The 18,767-nt window shown below is 70.7% G+C and carries 18 protein-coding genes; 15 read left to right on the top strand and 3 right to left on the bottom strand.

Annotated features, from left to right (window positions below; genetic code table 11):
* The first annotated feature begins 71 nt into the window (after window positions 1-71).
* The 12 genes from ACTWPV_RS01210 to ACTWPV_RS01155 all read left to right on the top strand — a co-directional run bounded on the left by ACTWPV_RS01210 (window position 72) and on the right by ACTWPV_RS01155 (window position 12,303).
* A complete protein-coding gene (locus tag ACTWPV_RS01210; protein WP_443150232.1) occupies window positions 72-677 on the top strand; it encodes a TetR/AcrR family transcriptional regulator in 606 nt (201 codons plus the stop codon).
* Window positions 674-1,423, top strand: a complete 750-nt coding sequence (locus ACTWPV_RS01205) for an ABC transporter ATP-binding protein (protein WP_443150231.1) — start codon at window positions 674-676, stop codon at window positions 1,421-1,423. Before ACTWPV_RS01210 ends, ACTWPV_RS01205 begins: the two co-directional genes overlap by 4 nt.
* Before the next feature lie 17 nt (window positions 1,424-1,440).
* Window positions 1,441-3,168, top strand: coding sequence for a hypothetical protein (locus ACTWPV_RS01200; RefSeq protein ID WP_443150230.1), 1,728 nt, complete (start codon window positions 1,441-1,443; stop codon window positions 3,166-3,168).
* A gap of 19 nt (window positions 3,169-3,187) precedes the next feature.
* Window positions 3,188-3,403 (top strand): hypothetical protein, encoded by a 216-nt coding sequence (locus tag ACTWPV_RS01195; RefSeq protein WP_443150229.1) that lies wholly within the window; start codon window positions 3,188-3,190, stop codon window positions 3,401-3,403.
* 33 nt (window positions 3,404-3,436) lie between these two features.
* Window positions 3,437-4,114 carry a GntR family transcriptional regulator gene (locus ACTWPV_RS01190; protein ID WP_443150228.1) on the top strand — a complete coding sequence of 226 codons (678 nt, stop codon included), beginning with the start codon at window positions 3,437-3,439 and terminating at the stop codon, window positions 4,112-4,114.
* Window positions 4,115-4,204: 90 nt separating this feature from the next.
* Window positions 4,205-5,821: an ABC transporter substrate-binding protein gene (locus tag ACTWPV_RS01185; protein WP_443150227.1), complete on the top strand. Its 1,617-nt coding sequence runs from the start codon at window positions 4,205-4,207 to the stop codon at window positions 5,819-5,821.
* On the top strand, window positions 5,821-6,780 hold the full coding sequence (locus ACTWPV_RS01180) for an ABC transporter permease (protein WP_347641612.1): 960 nt from the start codon (window positions 5,821-5,823) through the stop codon (window positions 6,778-6,780). The genes ACTWPV_RS01185 and ACTWPV_RS01180 overlap by 1 nt, the downstream gene beginning before the upstream one ends.
* Window positions 6,773-7,639, top strand: a complete 867-nt coding sequence (locus ACTWPV_RS01175; protein WP_443150226.1) for an ABC transporter permease — start codon at window positions 6,773-6,775, stop codon at window positions 7,637-7,639. The genes ACTWPV_RS01180 and ACTWPV_RS01175 overlap by 8 nt, the downstream gene beginning before the upstream one ends.
* Window positions 7,636-8,601, top strand: a complete 966-nt coding sequence (locus ACTWPV_RS01170; RefSeq protein WP_443150225.1) for an ABC transporter ATP-binding protein — start codon at window positions 7,636-7,638, stop codon at window positions 8,599-8,601. The genes ACTWPV_RS01175 and ACTWPV_RS01170 overlap by 4 nt, the downstream gene beginning before the upstream one ends.
* Window positions 8,598-9,566, top strand: a complete 969-nt coding sequence (locus ACTWPV_RS01165; protein ID WP_443150224.1) for an ABC transporter ATP-binding protein — start codon at window positions 8,598-8,600, stop codon at window positions 9,564-9,566. The genes ACTWPV_RS01170 and ACTWPV_RS01165 overlap by 4 nt, the downstream gene beginning before the upstream one ends.
* Before the next feature lie 51 nt (window positions 9,567-9,617).
* Window positions 9,618-11,402 (top strand): gamma-glutamyltransferase family protein, encoded by a 1,785-nt coding sequence (locus tag ACTWPV_RS01160; protein ID WP_443150879.1) that lies wholly within the window; start codon window positions 9,618-9,620, stop codon window positions 11,400-11,402.
* Window positions 11,403-11,676: 274 nt separating this feature from the next.
* The gene (locus ACTWPV_RS01155) at window positions 11,677-12,303 is read left to right on the top strand and encodes a polysaccharide lyase (RefSeq protein ID WP_443150878.1); all 627 of its coding nucleotides are present in this window, start codon (window positions 11,677-11,679) and stop codon (window positions 12,301-12,303) included.
* A gap of 24 nt (window positions 12,304-12,327) precedes the next feature.
* Here ACTWPV_RS01155 and ACTWPV_RS01150 read toward each other — a convergent pair whose 3' ends face one another.
* The 3 genes from ACTWPV_RS01150 to ACTWPV_RS01140 form a co-directional block, all read right to left on the bottom strand.
* Window positions 12,328-13,413 (bottom strand): carboxylate-amine ligase, encoded by a 1,086-nt coding sequence (locus ACTWPV_RS01150; protein ID WP_347641607.1) that lies wholly within the window; start codon window positions 13,411-13,413, stop codon window positions 12,328-12,330.
* Window positions 13,414-13,501: 88 nt separating this feature from the next.
* Window positions 13,502-14,152, bottom strand: coding sequence for a M15 family metallopeptidase (locus ACTWPV_RS01145; RefSeq protein ID WP_347641606.1), 651 nt, complete (start codon window positions 14,150-14,152; stop codon window positions 13,502-13,504).
* A 12-nt stretch (window positions 14,153-14,164) separates the two neighbouring features.
* Window positions 14,165-15,313: an ROK family protein gene (locus ACTWPV_RS01140; RefSeq protein WP_443150223.1), complete on the bottom strand. Its 1,149-nt coding sequence runs from the start codon at window positions 15,311-15,313 to the stop codon at window positions 14,165-14,167.
* 137 nt (window positions 15,314-15,450) lie between these two features.
* Between ACTWPV_RS01140 and ACTWPV_RS01135 the strand changes: the two genes are divergently transcribed.
* The 3 genes from ACTWPV_RS01135 to ACTWPV_RS01125 are packed head-to-tail and all read left to right on the top strand — an operon-like array spanning window position 15,451 to window position 18,630.
* Window positions 15,451-16,770 (top strand): extracellular solute-binding protein, encoded by a 1,320-nt coding sequence (locus tag ACTWPV_RS01135; protein WP_443150222.1) that lies wholly within the window; start codon window positions 15,451-15,453, stop codon window positions 16,768-16,770.
* A gap of 4 nt (window positions 16,771-16,774) precedes the next feature.
* Complete coding sequence (locus tag ACTWPV_RS01130) at window positions 16,775-17,779, top strand: carbohydrate ABC transporter permease (protein ID WP_443150221.1); 1,005 nt, start codon at window positions 16,775-16,777, stop codon at window positions 17,777-17,779.
* On the top strand, window positions 17,779-18,630 hold the full coding sequence (locus ACTWPV_RS01125) for a carbohydrate ABC transporter permease (protein ID WP_347643104.1): 852 nt from the start codon (window positions 17,779-17,781) through the stop codon (window positions 18,628-18,630). The genes ACTWPV_RS01130 and ACTWPV_RS01125 overlap by 1 nt, the downstream gene beginning before the upstream one ends.
* The last annotated feature ends 137 nt before the right edge of the window (window positions 18,631-18,767 follow it).

Genomic DNA, 18,767 nt, shown 5'->3' with positions numbered 1-18,767 from the left:
CCCTTCGGGCACGACGCCCCGGGCAGGCTCCAGGCGACACTCGAGTTGAATGACCGTTTAGAATTCTGATCATGCCGTCAGAAAGTCGCACGTTCATTGAGCAGGCGCGCCGGGCCCAGATCATCGCGTGCGCCATCGAGGTGCTCGCCGACCAGGGGTACGCCCACACGACCCTGGCCAGGATCGCCGAGCAGGCAAAGATCAGCACCGGCGTGATCTCGTACCACTTCGGCGGCAAGAAGCAGCTCATCGATGCGGTCGTCGCGGAGGTCGCCAGGATGGCGACCGACCTGATGGTCCACCGCATCCTCGGCCAGTCCACGGCGAGCGACGGCCTGCGCGCCTACATCGAGAGCAACATGGAGTTCATGCGGCTGCGCCGCAAGCCCCTGCTGGCGCTGATGGAGGTGATCACGCACACTCCGGGCGAGGAGGGCGGTCCCGGGCCGTACGCGGTGCAGGCCGAGGTGGCGATCGCCGACCTGGAGAAGCTGCTCGGCTGGGGCAAACGGACGGGCGAGTTCCGCGACTTCGACCAGCGCAGCATGGCCATCAGCATTCGCGGCGCGATCGACGCGGTGCCCGGCCACCTCCTGCGTGATCCGGACTTCGACCTCGACCTGCACACCCGCGAACTCGTCACCTCGTTCACCATCGCCACCAGGAGAGACCCATGACAGCCGCATTAGAGATCAAGGGGTTGGCCAAGACGTTCGGCGAGAACGTCGCCGTCGACCACATCGACATGACCGTTCCCCAGGGGTCGTTCTACGGCCTCGTCGGGCAGAACGGCGCGGGCAAGACCACCACGTTGTCCATGGCGGTCGGCCTGCTCAGGCCGGACGCGGGAACGGCGCTGATCTTCGGCGCCGACGTGTGGTCCGATCCCGGCCGGGCCAAGCAGCTGGTGGGCGTGCTGCCCGACGGAATGGCCATGCCGGAGCGGCTCACCGGCCGCGAGGTTCTCACCTACCTCGGGCTGCTGCGCGGGCTGGGCAAGGAGGTGGTGGCCGAGCGGGCCGAGGAGTTGCTGTCGGTGCTGGAGCTGGACGGGGCCGAGAAGACTCTGGTGATCGAATACTCGACCGGCATGCGTAAGAAGATCGGCCTGGCCACGGCTTTGTTGCACGCGCCCAAGCTGCTGGTGCTGGATGAGCCGTTCGAGGCGGTGGACCCGGTGTCGGCTGCCACGATCAAGATGATTCTGCGCGGGTTCGTGGCGGGCGGCGGTTCGATCGTGTTGTCGAGCCATGTGATGGCGCTGGTCGAGCAGCTCTGCGACCACGTGGGCGTGATCGACAAGGGCCGGGTGGCGGCGGCGGGCCCGCTGCAGGAGGTGCGCGGCGCGGCGACGCTGGAGGACCGGTTCGTGGAGCTGGTCGGCGCGGGCTCCACCGGCACCAGGGGATTGTCATGGCTGTAGCCGTCACTCTGGTCCGGATGAAGGTCGCCATCCTCCGCCATTCGGTCACGGGACAGCGCGGCGGCACGATGGCCACGGGCGGCGTGCTCGGGCTGGTGCTCGCGGCGGGCACGATCTACCTGGCCCTCCTTGACGGCGACTGGGCGGCCGCCGCCTACGCCGTGTGGATGCTCGGCTGGATCATCGGCCCCGTCTTCTCCGGCGGCGGCGACGAGACGTTGCGGCCCGAGTTCTTCGCGCTGGTGGGGTTGCCGCCGGCGCGGCTGGCGGGCGGGCTGCTGGTCTCGGCGTTCGTGGGCGTCGCGCCGGCGGTCAGCCTGATCGCCCTGTCGGGGCTCGTGGTGGCGGGCGCGCGGGAGAGCGCCGTGGCGGCGCTGGTCGCGGTACCCGCGATGGTGTTGCAGCTGGCGGTGTTCGTGCTGCTGTCGAAGGTGGCAGTGGGACTGCTGGGCATCGCGCTGCGCTCGCGCGTGGGGGCGATCGGCGCAGGGGTGATCAACGGTGTGGTGCTGGCGTTCCTGGGGCAGGCGTGGGTTTTCGCGGTGGCGTTCGGGCAGGGCGGGCGGATTCCCGAGTTCGTGCGGTACCTGCCGTCGGGGTGGGGGTTGCTGGCGGTGCGGGGCGGCTATTGGGCCCTGGCCGCGATGGCGGTGCTGATCGTGCTGCTGCTCGGCGCGTGGGCGGCGCTGCTGACCCGGCGGGCGGGCGCGTCCCGGCCGTCGGCGCGTGGCCGCCGGCCGATGCGGGCGGGCACGGCGGGCACGGCCGTGGTCGCCAAGGAACTGCGTACGTGGTCGCGCAACCTCGTGCGCAACCACCAGCTGACGTTCGCGCTGGCGTACGGGCTGTTCTTCGCGGGGGCGCCGCTCGTGCTCGGCTGGGCGGGGCTGCTGCCGTGGGCGGGGCCGATGTTCATCGTCATGGCGGCCGCCATGACGTCCAACCTCTACGGCACCGACGGCACCGCGCTCTGGTTGTCGCTGATGACGCCGGGCGCGTCCGACGTGCGCGGCCGGCAGCGGGCCTGGCTGGTGATCGTGGGCCCGGTGGCGGTCGTGCTCGGGGTGGCGCTCGCCCTGGTCGTGGAGGGCACGATGCCGCTGATCCTGGCGGCCACGGCCGCGCTGCTCGGCGGCGCGGCCGGGCTGGTGCCGCTCATCTCGGTGTTCGCGCTGGTGCCCGGCACCGACCCCCAGAAGCGCGGCGGCAACCCCCTGCGGACGAGTGAGGACGACGGCTCGCTGACCGGCCTGGCGTACCTGGTGCTGGTCCTCGTCGCGCTGACGGGCGCGCCCGCCATCGTGGTGGCGGTGCTGTACGGCTGGTGGGGCGTGGCGGCCGGGGTGGGCACCGGCGTCCTGTGCTACTGGGGGCTGGGGCTGCTGGCCGAGCGGCGGCTGGCCGCCCGGGGCCCCGAGCTGCTGCATATGATGCGTACGGGCCGCCGCCCCGACGGAGGAGCCGGCACGGCGTTCAAGATGCCGGACATGCCCAAGGTCCAGCGGGTGATCGTCATGACCTGCTGGTCGCTCGGCGCCATCCCGCTGTTCCCGCAGGGGATCGTGGCCGTCATCTTCGTGAACAACGGCATGCTGGAGCACTCGTGGTTCCTGGCCACGTACATGGAGCCGGGGCTGCGCGCGCCGACCGTCGCGGTCATGATCGTCCTCGGCGTGGCCATGTACGGCACGGGCCTGTGGCTCACCTATCGCGCCAAGCGCCGCGCGGGCGCGGTCACCGGGTGAAGCGGCTTCCGTCCGGCTCGTGCGGACCGCGAAGGTGATCTACCTGACGGCACAACCGGCCTGGTCGAGGAGCCTGCAGAAGTGCCTGGCCCGTGGCGGGGCGGTCAAGGTCCTGCTGATCGACCCGCAGGGCGCGGTGCCGGAGGAGGCGATGACGACGGGAGAGTTCGGGCGCATGTGGGAGGTCAGCCAGGTGGCGGAGGAGGCGGACCGGAGTCCACGCGGGGAAGCCTGACCCGCAAAGGAGCTGTATACGATAAGTCGTCAAATGAGTGGCATGACGCTGGGCGCGGCCCATCAGACATTACGCGACGAGGTCACCGAGGAGCTCCGGCGCCGCATACTCTCCGGCGAGCTCGCCCAGGGCGAACGGCTGGTCGAGGACCGGCTGGCCGCCGCGCTCGGCGTCTCGCGCAATCCGGTACGCGAGTCCATCCGGGTGCTGGCCGCCGAGGGCTTCATCGAGGTCGTCCCCCGGCTCGGCGCCACGGTCGCCCGCCTGTCCGCCGAAGAGGGCGAGGAGCTCTTCGACGTGCGCATGGCGATCGAAGGGCTCGCGGCCCGGCTGGCGGCGCGCAAGCGTGATCCGGCCGCCGCCGAGCGGCTCCGGCAGGTGCTCGAGCAGGCCAGGCAGGCGGTGGAAGCCGGGCGCCTGGAGCGGGTGGCCGACCTCAACACCACCTTCCACCTGGCCGTGGGCGAGGCTGCGGGCAACTCCTACCTGAGCCTGATGATGAAGCCGATGCTCCAGCGGGCGCAGTGGGTCTTCAGCCAGACCGCCGCCGCACGCGGCCCGCACTCCTGGTCAGAACACGTGAGCCTGTACGAGGCCATCGCCGCGGGCGACGAGGACGAGGCGCAGGCCAGGGCGGTCGCGCACGTGGCCGCGGCCAGGAGATCGTTCCTGGTGGCCGTGGGCCGTACAACAAAACACCCGAACGATTAGAAAACGGTCAGATAACAACACAGCGTTATGAAACACTTATGAAATGTCAGGTCTTGTATACAGTCTCCTAAAAGGTTCTACGGAGGCCCCATGAGACCGTCCCCCAGGCTCGTCGCGGCGCTCGCCGTTCTCCCCGTGGCCCTGGCGGCATGCGGCGGAGGCGGATCCACCGGCACGCCCGCCGCACCTCCATCCATCGCCGACGCCACCACCGACAACCGGCCGGTCAAAGCGGGCGGCACGCTCAACATCGCGCTCAACGCCGACCCCGACGCACTCGACCCGAGCTCCGCGACCACGCTGGTGGGTCGCGAGGTCTTCGCGAACATGTGCGAGAAGCTCTACGACATCGACGCGGCGTCGGCTCTGGTGCCGCAACTGGCCGCCGCGCTGCCGGAGGTCTCCGACGACGGCAAGGAGGTGACGATCAAGCTGCGCGAGGGCGTGAAGTTCAACGACGGGACACCGCTCGACGCCGAGGCCGTCAAGAAGTCGCTCGACCGGCACCGCACCTGGAAGAAGTCGGCGCGCCAGGCCGACCTCGCCCCGGTCGACAAGGTCACCGTGGTCGACCCCGCCACGGTCAGGCTCACGCTCTCGCAGGCGTTCACCCCGCTGACCGCGCAGCTCGCCGACCGCGCCGGCATGATCATGTCGCCCAAGGCGCTGGACGAGGCGGGCGACAACTTCGGCGCGAGCCCCGTGTGCGTGGGACCGTTCGCGTTCGCCGGCCGCACCTCCGGCAGCCAGATCGTGCTGGAGAAGGCGCCCGACTACTACGACGCGGCCAAGGTCAAGCTCGACAAGCTCGTCTACAAGATCATTATCGACCCCAACGTACGGGCCGCCAACCTGAAGTCCGGCGACGTTCAGGTGGCCGACCAGCTCGCCACCACCACGGTCAAGGGCGTGCAGGCCGACCCCAACCTGAAGGTCGTGGCGGGCGGCGGCCTCGGCTACTACGGCGTCACGATCAACGTCGGCAACGCCGACGGGGCCACGGAGAAGGCCGGCGCGGTGGACACGGCGCTGGGCAAGAACCCGCAGCTGCGCGAGGCGTTCGAGCTGTCCCTCGACCGCGAGCTGATCAACAAGACCGTCTACAACGGCCTGTACGAGGCCGACTGCTCGCCCCTGCCGCTGGACAGCCCCTACCGGGCGCAGGACCTGCAGTGCTCGAAGCGCGACGTCGCCAAGGCCAAGCAGCTCGTCCAGGCCTCCGGCGTGCCGACGCCGATCCCCGTCAGCCTCAACACGCCCAACGACGCCACCAACATCCGCCTGGCGCAGGTCATCCAGCAGATGGCCAAGGAGGCGGGCTTCAACGTGAGCGTGAAGACGGGCGAGTTCGTCAGCAACCTGGAGCAGGGCAAGGCCGGCGACTTCGACGCCATGCTGGTCGGCTGGTCGGGCCGGGTGGACCCGGACGGCAACCTCACCGGCATGGTCACCAGCCGCGGCGCCAACAACTACAGCGGCATGTCCGACCCGGGCATCGACGACCCGGTCAAGGAGGCGGCCGCAGAGTCGGACACCGCCAAGCGGGCGGAGCTCTACAGCAGCGCGACGAAGAAGATCGCCGAGCTGCGCGGGATCGTGTACCTCTACCACAACAAGTACTACCTGGGCATGAACAAGAACGTCGCCGGAGTCCAGTACTTCAAGGACGGCCTGCCGCGCTTCGTCACCGCCGGGTTCACCTCCTGATGCTCTGGTTCATCCTCCGGCGCTGCGGATCCGCGGTGATCGTCATGTTCCTGGGCAGTGTCCTGATCTTCCTGGGGATCAGGGCGCTGCCCGGCGACCCGGCCACCGTCATGGCGGGGCAGGAGGCCTCGCCCGAGGTGGTCGAGGCCATCCGGCAGGAGTTCGGCCTGGACAAACCACTGCCCGCACAGTACGTCGACTACATCGGCCAGACCCTGACCGGCAACCTCGGCCGTTCCACGCAGGACCAGCTCCCGGTGATCGACATCATCGCCGAGCGGCTGCCGGTGACGCTGGAACTGTCCGCCCTCGCCATGCTGGTCGCGATCGTCATCGGCGTGGGCGCGGGCATCGTGGCGGCGGTGCGCCGCGGCAAGGTCGCCGACTACGTCGCCACCGGGTTCGGCCTGGCCGGGTTGTCGGTGCCGCACTTCTGGCTGGGTCTGCTCGCCATCCTGCTGTTCGCGGTCACCTGGCGGGTGCTGCCCGCCTCCGGATACGTGCCGTTCACCCAGGACCCGGCCGAGAACCTGCAGCGCATGATCCTGCCCGCCCTCGTGCTCGGGACCGGCTTCGCGGCCATCCTGATGCGGCAGACCCGCTCGGCCATGCTGGGCGCGCTGTCGGCCGACTACGTCAGGACCGCGCGGTCCAAGGGCCTGTCGGAGGCCAAGGTCGTGGGCGCGCACGCGCTGCGCAACAGCCTGACGACCGTCGTCACCGTGCTCGGCCTCCAGCTCGGCGCCCTGATCAGCGGCGCCGTGGTGACGGAGCAGATCTTCGTGATCCCCGGGTTCGGCAAGCTGACCGTGGACGCGGTGCTGACCAGGAACTACCCCGTCATCCAGGCCGTGGTGCTGATCACCGTGATCGGCTACGTCGTCGTCAACCTCCTGGTCGACATCGCCTACGCCTTCCTCAACCCGCGGATCAGGCTGTCAGGGGGCTCCCATGACTGAACAGGCCGTCGCGGCGGGCCGGGCCGCCCGCAGGCGCAGGTTGTGGCGGCGCTTCCGGCGGCGGCCGATGCCGATGGCCGGGCTGGTGCTGGTCGCGGGTTTCGTCCTGCTGGCCCTGGCGGGGCCGCTGGTGACCGGCGACCCGGCCGCGCAGGACTACCTGGCCACGCTGGCACCGCCGTCGCCCGCGCACCTGATGGGCACCGACGACCTGGGCAGGGACGCGTTCGCCAGGATCGCGCACGGCGCGCAGGTGTCGCTCCAGGCCGGGGTGCTGTCGACCCTGCTCGCGATGGCGGTGGGCATCCCGATCGGGCTGGTCGCCGGGTTCTACCGGCGCTGGCTCGACCCGGTCGTGATGCGGCTGGTGGACGTGACGCTGGCCTTCCCCTTCCTGGTGTTCGCGGTGGGCCTGGCGGCGATCATCGGGCCGTCGCTGAAGGGCGTGGTGCTGGCGCTGGGCTTCTCCCAGCTGCCCGCCGTCATCCGCATCACCCGGGGCGAGGTGCTGGCGGTCAGGGAAATGGACTACGTGGCGGCGGCCGTCGCCGACGGCGCCGGCGACGGGCACATCATCTTCAGGTACGTGCTGCCCAACTGCGCCAGCCCGCTCATCGTGCAGGCCACGGTGGCGATCCCGGCGGCCATCATCGGCGAGTCCACGCTGTCGTTCCTCGGGCTCGGCGTGCAACCGCCGACGGCCTCGTGGGGAGTGATGCTGACCACCGCGCAGCAGTACCTGAGCGACGCGCCGTGGCTGGCCATCTGGCCCGGCCTGATGATCGCGCTGGCCACGCTCGGCTTCAACCTGCTCGGTGACGGGCTGCGCGACGTACTGGACCCGAGGAGCGGCCGATGAGCCTGCTGGAGATCACCGACCTGACCGTCGGGTTCGACACCGAGGACGGCCTGGTGCAGGCGGTCAGGGACATCTCGCTCACCCTGGACGAGGGCGAGATCCTGGCGTTGTGCGGCGAGTCCGGCTGCGGCAAGTCGGTCACCGCGATGTCGGTGCCCCGGCTGCTGCCGCCCGACACGACCCGGCTGTCCGGCTCGGTGCGGCTGGACGGCCGCGAGCTCACCACGCTGCCCGAGCCGGACCTGCGGCACGTACGCGGCAAGGACGTCTCGGTCGTCTTCCAGGAGCCGATGACCTCGCTCAACCCGTCGTTCAGCGTCGGCTACCAGATCACCGAGGTGCTGCGCAGGCACGAGGGCCTGTCTCGGCGGGCGGCCGGCGACCGCGCGGTCGAGCTGCTGGAGCTGGTCGGCATCCCGGCGGCGGCGCGCAGGATGAAGGAGTATCCGCACCAGCTGTCCGGAGGCATGCGGCAACGCGTGATGATCGCGATCGCGGTGGCCTGCTCTCCCCGGGTCCTGATCGCCGACGAGCCCACCACGGCGCTCGACGTGACGATCCAGGCGGGCGTGCTGGACGTCTTCCGCGACCTGCGCGACCGGCTCGGCACCGCGATCATCCTGATCACGCACGACCTCGGCGTGGTGGCCGACATCGCCGACCGGGCCGTGGTCATGTACGCGGGCCGCGCCGTGGAGCAGGCCACGGTGACCGAGCTGTTCGCGAACCCGCGCCACCCGTACACGCTGGGGTTGATGAAGGCCCTGCCCACCGCCGCGGTCGGCGGGCGGCTGGCCGAGATCCCCGGCATGGTGCCCTCGCCGCTGTCCGACCCCGACGAGTGCGCCTTCCACGACCGCTGCCCGCGCGTCCAGGCCGACTGCCGCCTCTCGCGGCCCTCGCTCGTACGCCAGGCGGAAGGCCATCTGGCGGCCTGCTTTCACCCGGGAGGCACGGAGTGATCCTGCGCATCGACGACCTGGTCAAGCACTACGGCCAGGTGCGCGCCGTGGACGGCCTGTCGCTGGAGATCGGCCAGGGCGAGGTGCTCGGCCTGGTCGGCGAGTCCGGCAGCGGCAAGTCCACGGTGGGCAAGTGCGTGCTGCGCCTGACCGACCCGACCGCGGGCACGATCGAGCTGGCCGGCCGCGACATCACCCGCCTGTCGCGCCGGGCCATGCGCCCGCTGCGCCGGGACGTGCACATGGTCTTCCAGGACCCCTTCTCCTCGCTCAACCCGCGCTTCACGATCGAGCAGATCGTCGGCGAGCCGCTGCTGCGGCACAAGGTGGCCGACCGCCGGGGCGCCTCCGAGCGGGTGTCGGCCATGCTGGAGAAGGTCGGGCTGCGGCAGGAGATGCGCTCGCGGTTCCCGCACGAGCTGTCCGGCGGGCAGCGTCAGCGGGTGGGGCTGGCCAGGGCGCTGATCCTGGAGCCGAAGCTGGTCGTGGCGGACGAGCCGGTGTCGGCGCTCGACGTGTCCGTGCAGGCGTCCGTGCTCAACCTGATCACGGATCTGCAGCGGGACATGGGCTTCTCCTGCCTGTTCATCACGCATGACCTGTCGGTCGTGGAGTTCCTGGCCGACCGGATCGCCGTCATGTACCTGGGCAAGATCGTGGAGTCGGGCCCGAAGGCCGAGATCTTCGCCGCGCCGCGGCACCCGTACACGCAGGCGCTGCTGTCGGCGGCCCCGGTGGCCGATCCGGTGCGGCAGCGCGAGCGGCGCAGGATCGTGCTCGGCGGCGACGTGCCGAGCCCGGTCGATCCGCCCTCCGGGTGCCGGTTCCACACGCGGTGCCCGCTGGCGTACGACGCCTGCCGCACCGACGAGCCCCCCTTGACCGACGCGCGGGGCAACGGGCATCCGGCCGCGTGTCACCTCGTCACGGCGGACCGCATCCCCGACGCGGCCGCTCATCGCTAGAAGGAGAATGGTTTGTTCACCACCAGGCCCGAGCTCTCAGGCGACTTCGGCATGGTCGCCAGCACGCACTGGCTGGCGTCAGCCGCCGGCATGGGCGTGCTGGAACGCGGCGGCAATGCCTTCGACGCGGCCGTTGCCGCCGGGTTCGTGCTGCAGGTCGCCGAGCCCCATCTGAACGGCCCTGGCGGTGAGGTGCCGATCCTGCTGTGGAGCGAGGCCGACCAGAAGGTGTCGGTGGTGTGCGGCCAGGGCGTGGCGCCCGCCGCGGCCACGATCGAGCACTACACGGGGCTCGGCCTGGACGTGGTGCCCGGCACGGGGCTGCTGGCGGCGACCGTGCCGGGGGCGTTCGGCGGCTGGATGCTCATGCTGGAGCGCTGGGGCACCTGGTCGCTGGCCGACGTGCTGGCCCCCGCGATCCACTACGCCGAGCACGGCGTGCCGGTGCTGGAGCGGATCTCCGCCACGATCGAGTCGGTCGCGAGGCTGTTCACCGACGACTGGCCGACGTCGGCGGCGACGTGGCTGCCCGGCGGCGCCGCGCCCGCGCCGGGGTCGAAGCTGGCCAACCCGGTGCTGGCCGCCACCTACCGGCGGCTGGTGGCGGAGGCCGAGTCGGCGTCGAGCACCCGCGAGGGTCAGCTCGCCGCCGCCAGGAAGGCCTGGTACGAAGGCTTCGTCGCGGAGGCGATCGCCGAGTTCAGCGCTAAGACGGCCTGGCGCGACAGCTCCGGCGAGGTGCACGGCGGACTGCTGACCGGCGACGACCTGGCCGGCTGGGCGGCCTCCGTCGAGGATCCCGTGACCTTCGACTACCGCGGGCACACCGTGTGCAAGACGGGGCCGTGGGGGCAGGGCCCGGTGTTCCTGCAGCAGCTCGCGCTGCTGTCCGGGTTCGACCTGGACGCGATGGGATATCTCAGCGCCGACTACGTGCACACGGTGACGGAGGTCGCCAAGCTCGCCTTCGCCGACCGCGAGGCCTGGTACGGCGACGCCGACGTGCCCATGTCCGACCTGCTGGGCGAGGCGTACAACGCGGGGCGGCGCGCCCTCGTCGGCCCCGAGGCCAGCATGGAGCTGCGGCCGGGAGCGCCCGGCGGCCGGACGCCCAGGCTGCCCGTCCTCCCCGCGCCCGGCACCTCCAGCAGCGCCCCCGGCGTCTCCGGCGCGCGCGCCCCGCAGGGTGTCGGCGAGCCCACGGTCGCCAAGAGCGCGGACGGCGTGGAGGTGACCGCCCCCGACGGCACGGTCAGGGGCGACACCTGCCATGTCGACGTGGTCGACCGGCACGGCAACATGGTCTCGGCCACGCCCAGCGGCGGCTGGCTGCAGAGCTCGCCCACCATTCCCGCGCTGGGCTTCTGCCTGGGGACGCGGGCGCAGATGTTCTGGCTGCAGGAGGGCCTGCCGGCGTCGTTGCGGCCCGGTGCGCGGCCGCGCACCACGCTGTCGCCCTCGTTCGCGCTCAGGGACGGCCGGCCGTGGCTGGCGTTCGGCACCCCGGGCGGCGACCAGCAGGACCAGTGGAGCCTGAACTTCTTCCTCTCCGTCGTGCACGGCGGGCTGAACCTGCAGGAGGCCATCGACGCCCCCATGTTCCACTCCGAGCACTTCCCCAGCTCGTTCTTCCCGCGCGGCTCGCGCCCCGGCGTCCTGCACGTCGAGGACCGCCTCGACCCGGGCGTCGTCGCGGAGCTGCGGCGGCGCGGGCACGAGGTGGAGGCGCAGGGTCCGTGGGCGCTGGGCCGGCTCAGCGCGGTCGCCCGTGACGGCGCCTTCCTCAAGGCCGCCGCCAACCCGCGGGGCGCGCAGGGCTACGCCGTCGGCCGGTGACGCCGGTCGATGAGCCGAGCGGCGTGACCGTCGCGCGGGGAAGCCGCGCCGAGGGCCGGTTGCCGGGTGATCACCTGACACCGGCACGGTGCGCGCCCCCGTAGAGTGGCGGCCTTCGCCCAGCACGGTGGCGCGCGGGACGCGAGGCCGCCGCCGTGCTCCCGACCCAAAGAGTGACCAACCCAGGTGTGCGCTTTCGCCAAGCCGGTGTCCGCGGCCATGTCGGTGTTCGCCGCCGTCGGCCTCTGGCCCGTGAACGCTCACGCGTCGGCCGCTGTCCTCCGGCTCGATTACGAGAACGGCGCGAGCACCTCGGGGCAGCCGGGCCGAGAGCCATTCGATGAAGGTCAAGGACAGCCACTTCAGGTCCGGCAGGACCGTCTACTACGGGTTCAGCATCTACCTGGCGAGCAGCTGGCAGAGCGACTCCAGGGAGGGCATCCTCTTCCAGTGGAAGCCCTGGCGTGACAAGTGCGAGGCCGACAAAGCCCCCAGCGCCTTCCTCACCGTGCAGCCCTCGGGGAAATGGCGGCTCAGGGTCAACTCCGACGGCAACGCCTGCTCGACCCCGGACTCCGTGAAGAAGGTGAGCTTCGACCTCGCGGAGGTGCGGCCGGGGCAGTGGCACGACTTCGTCTTCAGGTTCGCGTGGAGCCACGGCAGTCAGGGCGCCGTCGACGGCTGGTACCAGACTCACAAGAGCCCCGGCTGGCGCAAGGTCGTGACCGCCACCGGGCCCAACACCTTCAACGACGACGCCACGACCCAGGGCTACCTGAAGTGGGGCATCTACAAGCCGGCCTGGAACAGCGGGCCGACCGACGTCACCAGCCGCACGGTCTTCCACGACAACATCGCCGTGACCAGGTCCTTCGCCGAGGTCGACCCGGCGAAGGGTTAGCACCCCGGTGACCACGGTCCTGGTCTAGGCGACCGTCGCCTCGATCAGGTCGTCCACCACCTCGGCCAGGTCGTTGCCCCTGGAGTGCACCCGGCGCTGGCGCATGGCTCCCGAGCCCTGGCGCAGCAGCCGGTCCAGACCCTCCTGGACGAACGTCAGGTCGCCCGCCTCCGACAGCGCGGGGCGTACGTGCTCGAGGAGGCGCCCGGCCATCACCGGGGCGGGCACGAGCGTGCCGTGCCGCACGTCCATGCTGTCGCCCAGCAGCCCGTCGCGGGCGGCCCGCCAGTAGGCGGCGCGCAGCACCTCGGCGGGGACCGGCAGCCCTCGGTCGCCGCGCCCGACGGCCTCCAGGGAGGTCACGACCAGGGCGCGGATGAGGCCGATCAGGGTGAGGCTGTCGGCCACGTCGAGGGGCACGTCGGCCACCCTGATCTCCACGGTCGGCAACCGCGGCGACGGTCGGGAGTCCCAGAAGACGGTCCTGGAGTCGAGCAGCACGCCCGACTCCGCCAGCGAGCGCAGCGCGAGCTCGTAGTCGCGGTACGACGGGAAGTAGGGGGGCGCGCCGGAGACCGGCCAGCGGCCCCAGCTGATCACCCGCCAGGACGCGTACCCGGTGTCGCGCCCCACGAAGAACGGCGAGTTGGCGGCCAGCGCGATCAGCGTGGGCAACCACGGCCGCAGGTGGTTGCCGACATAGACGGCGTGCTCCTCGTCGGGGACGTCCACGTGCACGTGCAGGGCGCAGATGCTGATCTCGTCCTGCAGCGCGCGGTAGAGCACCCTGCCCTGGTGGTAACGGTCGTCGTCGGTGAGCGGCGGCTGCATGACGTTCCCCAGGACGGGGATGCCGCTCGCGACGACGGCCAGCCCGCACCTGCGGGCCGCGTCCGCCACTTCCTTGCGCACGGTGCGCAGCTGCGAGCCCAGCTCGCTCAGGTCGGCGGACGGCGGCGTGCGTGCCTCCACCTGGAATCGGGTGATTTCTTGCACCACGTCCAGCACGTCCGTGGCCGCGGCCAGGACTTCGGCCGCTCGGGGAGCCACGTGGCGGGTGCGGGGATCGACGACGAGGTATTCCTCTTCGATCCCGATCAACGGAACCATGCCCACACCTCGTTGGGGAGTCCAAAAGCCTCCGTACGAAGTTGTGCCCGTACCGTGCCCTGGGGGAAACCCGTCCGACAGGTGCTTGTCAGATGGGTCCGTAGAGGGCGTAAGAGGCGCGTGTGGCCATGGCCCAGTAGCGGTCGCCGTAGGACCAGTGCCACCACTCCGTGGGGTAGTTGACCAGCCCGACGGGCTCCAGCGCGGCGGCGAGGAGCTTGCGGTGGGCGCGGGCGTCGTCGGAGATGGTGGGGGCGGCGGTGTAGCAGGCGCCGTCGCTCTGCTCGGGGTTGTCGTTGACCTGGGTGCCCATGTCATATTCGGTGCCGTTGGGGGCGCACAGGGTCAGGTCGACGGCGGCGCCTGCGGTGTGGGGGGCGACCTCGACGGGAGACACGTAACGGCTCGCCGCGACATAAGACTCGTCGGGCGACATGTCGGGGAACGCCGCCTCCAGCTCCGCCCGGTATTCGTCGAAGATCCGCCGCTGCGTCGCGATGGGGCGGTAGCCCTCGACGATCAGCAGGTGATAGCCGTCGGGCAGCAGGGCTTCCGCCTTCTCCAGGCGGTCGAGCAGGCCGGATCGCAGGTGGGCGTACGCGCCGTCGGCGTCGGCCATGCGCGTGTCCACGCGCAGCCGCCCGCGTACGTCGGTCAGCGGTTCGCCGCACTCCTGCACCGGGACGGAGGCGACACGGGGGTCCGAGATGAGCACGACATCGTTCGGGGACTGCCACATGGGCAGAAATTCTCACACAGTGTCGGAGAAAACCTCTTCCCGGGCCTGTTCCAGCGCCGCCACCAGGGCGCCGCGCAACACCGGGTTGCCGGCGACCCCGGTCGTGACCACGGTGGGCCGGCTAGGGCACACGCGCGCCACCGCCTCCTGCACCTTGGCGGCCAGCCGCGCGCCGCCCGCCCTGCCGACGTCGCCGCTCAGCACGATCAGCCCGGGGTCGAGCACGACCGTCACGGCCGCCGCGCCCACGGCCAGCCGCCGCGCCACCTCGTCCAGATAGCCCTCGTCGCCGCTGCGCACGAGGTCGGGCACCGTGTTGCCGGTCAGCCCGCGCCGCTCGGCCAGGCCGCGCAGGGCGTCGTGTCCCACCAGGCGCTGGAACGAGCCCGACTGCGGCTGGGAGACGTCGGCGGGCAGCGGCTCGCCCGGCACCGGGAGCCAGCCGATCTCGCCCGCTCCCCCGGTGATGCCGCGGTGCAGCCTGCCGCCCAGCATGACGCCGAGCCCTTGGCCGACGCCCGCCCAGATCACCACGAAGTCGTCGTGCCCGGCGGCCGCTCCGTGCTTGTGCTCGGCGAGGGCGACCAGGTTGACGTCGTTCTCGATCGTCACCGAGGCGCCGAGCGTCTCGCGCAGGCTGGCCAGCACGCCGACGTGCCAGGCCGGCAGGTCGTACGACCAGCGCACGTCCCCGCTGACCGGGTCGACCACGCCTCGGGTGCCGATGACGAAGGAGCGCAACCGTGACAGGTCGATGTTCGCCGCGTCGCAGGCCCGCCGCACGGCCGCGTGCACCGCCTCGACCGGATCCCGGCCGTCCGAGGGGTTGAGTGTGATCTCGACCACGGTCCTGCCTGTGATGTCCGCCACACCGACGCGGAGGCTGTCGGGCAGGACCTCGAGCCCGGCGACGTAGGCGCAGGAGGGCACCACGGCGTAAAGGGCGGCGTGTGGCCCCCTGCCGCCTGCCCGCTCCCCCGTGACCTCGACGAGCCCTCGCTCTTCGAGCCTGACGAGGAGCTGACCTGCGGTGACCTTGGACAGGCCGGTGCGCTCCCCGAGCTGGGCGCGGGTGAGGGGGCCGTCTCCGATGAGCAGTTCGAGCGCCGCCCGGTCGTTCAGCCGGCGCAACAACCGAGGGGTTCCCGGGTCTCGGCTCATCGACGTGGCCCCTCTCGTCACGATCGGCTAACGGGCGTTTTATTAAGGAAAGTTTCTTGTTAGTTTATCAGCATCGTTCGGCATTGACGATCAGCCTGGTGCGGACCGTAGGCCGGCACCCGGGAAGGGAGAACCCTGTGAGGATCGCGAAGATCACAGCCACTACGGTCACCACGGCCGCCCTGGCCCTGGGCCTGGCAGCCTGCGGGTCCGGCGAGACGCCTGAGTCCTCACCGAGCGCGGCCGCCGCGAGCGGGCCCAAGTACGCCGGCAAGACCCTGACCTTCTGGCGCCTGGGCGACACCAACCCCGACGCCCAGAAGTACACCGACGAGCTGGTCGCCGAGTTCGAGAAGCAGACCGGCGCCAAGGTGAAGGTCGAGTGGATTCCATGGGCCCAGGTCAACGACAAGTTCACGGCCGCGGCGGCGGGCGGCGCCGGCCCTGACGTCACCGAGATCGGCAACGACCAGGTCCCGCTCTGGCAGAGCCAGGAGGCGCTGGAGCCGGTCACCGACATCGTGGCCTCGGGCGACCAGGCCCAGATCCCGAAGAACCTGATGGGCCTGGAGACCATCGACGGCGAGACGTACGCCGTGCCGTGGGGCGGCGGCACCCGGGCGGTGCTCTACCGCGCCGACTGGTTCAAGGAGCTCAAGATCGAGGTGCCCAAGACCTGGGACGAGCTCGTCGCCGCCGCCAAGAAGATCCAGGCCGAGAAGGGCTCCGACGTCGACGGCTTCGCCTTCAACGGCGGCTCCGACGCCAACCACCTGCTCGGCGCCCTCGCCTGGACCGCCGGCGGCGAGTACGCCGTCAAGGAGGGCGACAAGTGGGCCGGCAAGCTGACCGAGCCGGGCTTCAAGACCGGCTTCGCGCAGTACACCGGCCTGGTCACCGACGGCCTGTCCAGCAAGTCGCGCCTCAACCAGAACACCAGCGAGATCCGCACCCGCTTCTCCAACCACAAGGTCGGCATGTACCTCACCGCCGCGTGGGACCTCGCCGGAATCGAGGAGGACAGCAAGGGCAAGCTCGCGGGCGACAAGCTCGCCTTCTTCCCCCTCCCGTCCCAGTCGGGCGGCGAGGCGCAGGCCTTCCTCGGCGGCAACGACATCGCCGTCTGGGGCACCTCGGAGGAGAAGGACGCGGCCAAGGAGTTCGTGAAGCTGGCATCCGGCAAGGAATGGGGCGTCAAGTACGCCACCGACGGCGGCCTGCTCCCCGTCTATCCCGAGGCCCTCGCCAAGCTGGCCGAAGACCCGGTGCAGGCGCCGTTCGCCGCCGCCTTCGCCAAGGCCAAGGCCTTCCCCGCCGACCCGCAGTGGACCGAGGCCAACGAGACCAAGGCGGTGCTGCAGAACGCCGCCCGCAAGGTCATCGAGGGCAAGGCGTCCGCCGACGAGGCGCTGGCCGCGGCCAACAAGGAACTCGAAGACATCCTCAACGCCTCCTGAGCCTATGACGAACACGTCAACGCTTTCCCGGGGCGGAGGCCGCTCCTCCGGCCCGGGGCCGCGCCGCCCGAGCCCGCCGCGCAAGGCCAGCGGGCTGCCCGCGTGGTCCATCCCCTACGTCCTGCTCGTCCCCGGCCTGCTGGTCATCGGCGCGCTGCTGCTCTACCCGCTGATCCAGATGGCGATCATCGCCTTCCAGAAGGTGGGCCTGGTCCAGATCTCCGGCAAGAAGCCGGCCACCTGGGTCGGGCTGGACAACTTCACCGCCTTCGTCGACAACGACATCTTCTGGTCCTCGCTCCGCAACACGGTGGTGTTCGCCGTGATCGCGGTGCCGCTCACCCTCGTGCTCGGCACCGCCGTCGGCGTGCTGCTGCACCGGCTCGGCAAGAAGATGTCGCTGTTCGTCATCATCGGCATCATGTTCGCCTGGGCGGTGCCGCCGGTGGCGCAGGGCGTGATCTGGCGCTGGTTGTTCGACGCCGAGGCCGGCATCGTCAACTGGGCGCTCAACCTGCTGCCCGACTGGCTCTCCACCGCCCTGTTCGGCCGGGCCGACTGGACCGGCGAGCCCTGGCTCAACGACGCCTGGTCCATCTACATGGTGCTGGTCATCTGCGTGGTCTGGGCAGGCTTCCCGTTCGTCGCCGTCTCGGTGCTGGCCGGGCTCAAGGGGGTCCCCGCCGAGCTCTACGAGGCCGCCAGGGTCGACGGCGCCGCCCCGTGGCGGACGTTCTGGAAGATCACGTTCCCGCTGCTGAAGCCGGTGTTCGCGGTGCTGACCGTGCTCTCGATCATCTGGGACTTCAAGGTCTTCTCCCAGCTCTACGTGCTGGCCGGCACGAGCAACCGGGAGGCCTACAACCTGTCGATGTACGCGGTGACCGAGGCGTTCAAGGCCCCGCCGAAGATGGGCTCGGGCGCGGCCATCGCCCTCGTGCTGACCGTGATCCTGTTGATCGTCACGGCGGCCTACATCCGGCAGATGTTCAAGCAGGAGGACACGTGATGACCCCGCTGGCCCGCAGACGCCTGGGCAAGGTCACGCTCAACACGCTGGGCGTGCTGGTCTTCGTGGTGGCCACCTTCCCCGTCTACTGGATGGTCTCCACCGCCTTCAAGGCCAACGACCAGATCTTCACCACCGACTTCATCCCGTTCCCGACGCACTTCACCTTCGAGCACGTGCAGCGCGTGCTCTCCGAGGGCGTGGCCGGGCACTCCATCTGGCTCTACATGCGCAACAGCGCCATCGTCGCGCTCGGCACGATCCTGATCGGAGCCGTCTTCGCGCTGCTGTCGGCCACGGCGGTGGCCCGCTTCAGGTTCAAGGGCCGCACGCCGTTCCTCGCGCTGCTGCTCGTCGTGCAGATGATCCCGGCCGAGGCGCTGGTCATCCCGCTGTTCCTGAGCGTCAAGCGGCTGGGCCTCTACGACCAGCTGCTCGGCCTGATCGTCACGCAGGTGGCGCTGACCCTGCCGTTCGGGATCTGGATGCTCCGCACGTTCGTCGCCGCGGTGCCCAAGTCGCTGGAGGAGGCGGCCTGGATCGACGGGGCAGGCCGGTTCACCACCTTCTGGAAGGTGCTCTTCCCGCTGGTGGCCCCCGGGCTCGTCGCGACCAGCATCTTCTCGTTCATCACCGCGTGGAACGAGCTCATCATGTCGCTGTACCTGATCAGCGACCCGACCAAGTACACCATGCCCGTCGCCCTGCAGTACTTCTTCGGCCAGAAGGGCACTGACTGGGGCGCCATCATGGCCACCTCCACGATGATGACCATCCCCGTCGTCATCTTCTTCCTCGTCGTCCAGCGCCGCATGGTCTCCGGCCTGGTCGCCGGGGCCGTGAAGGGCTGACGTCCGCATCCGTACGGCACGCCGTGCCGTACTCCGCCCTGCCGGAAAACGGCCGGCCCGCACCCCGCGGACGATCCGGGAGATCCCGGCCTGGACCCTTCCGCTTCGCGGGACGTTTCGCCCGGACCGCACCCGTC

Origin of the sequence: Nonomuraea sp. KM88 (assembly GCF_052245635.1) — a bacterium.
Taxonomy (GTDB): domain Bacteria; phylum Actinomycetota; class Actinomycetes; order Streptosporangiales; family Streptosporangiaceae; genus Nonomuraea.
The sequence above is the reverse complement of the archived record's forward strand: the minus strand, read 5'-3'. Positions and strand labels throughout refer to the sequence as shown.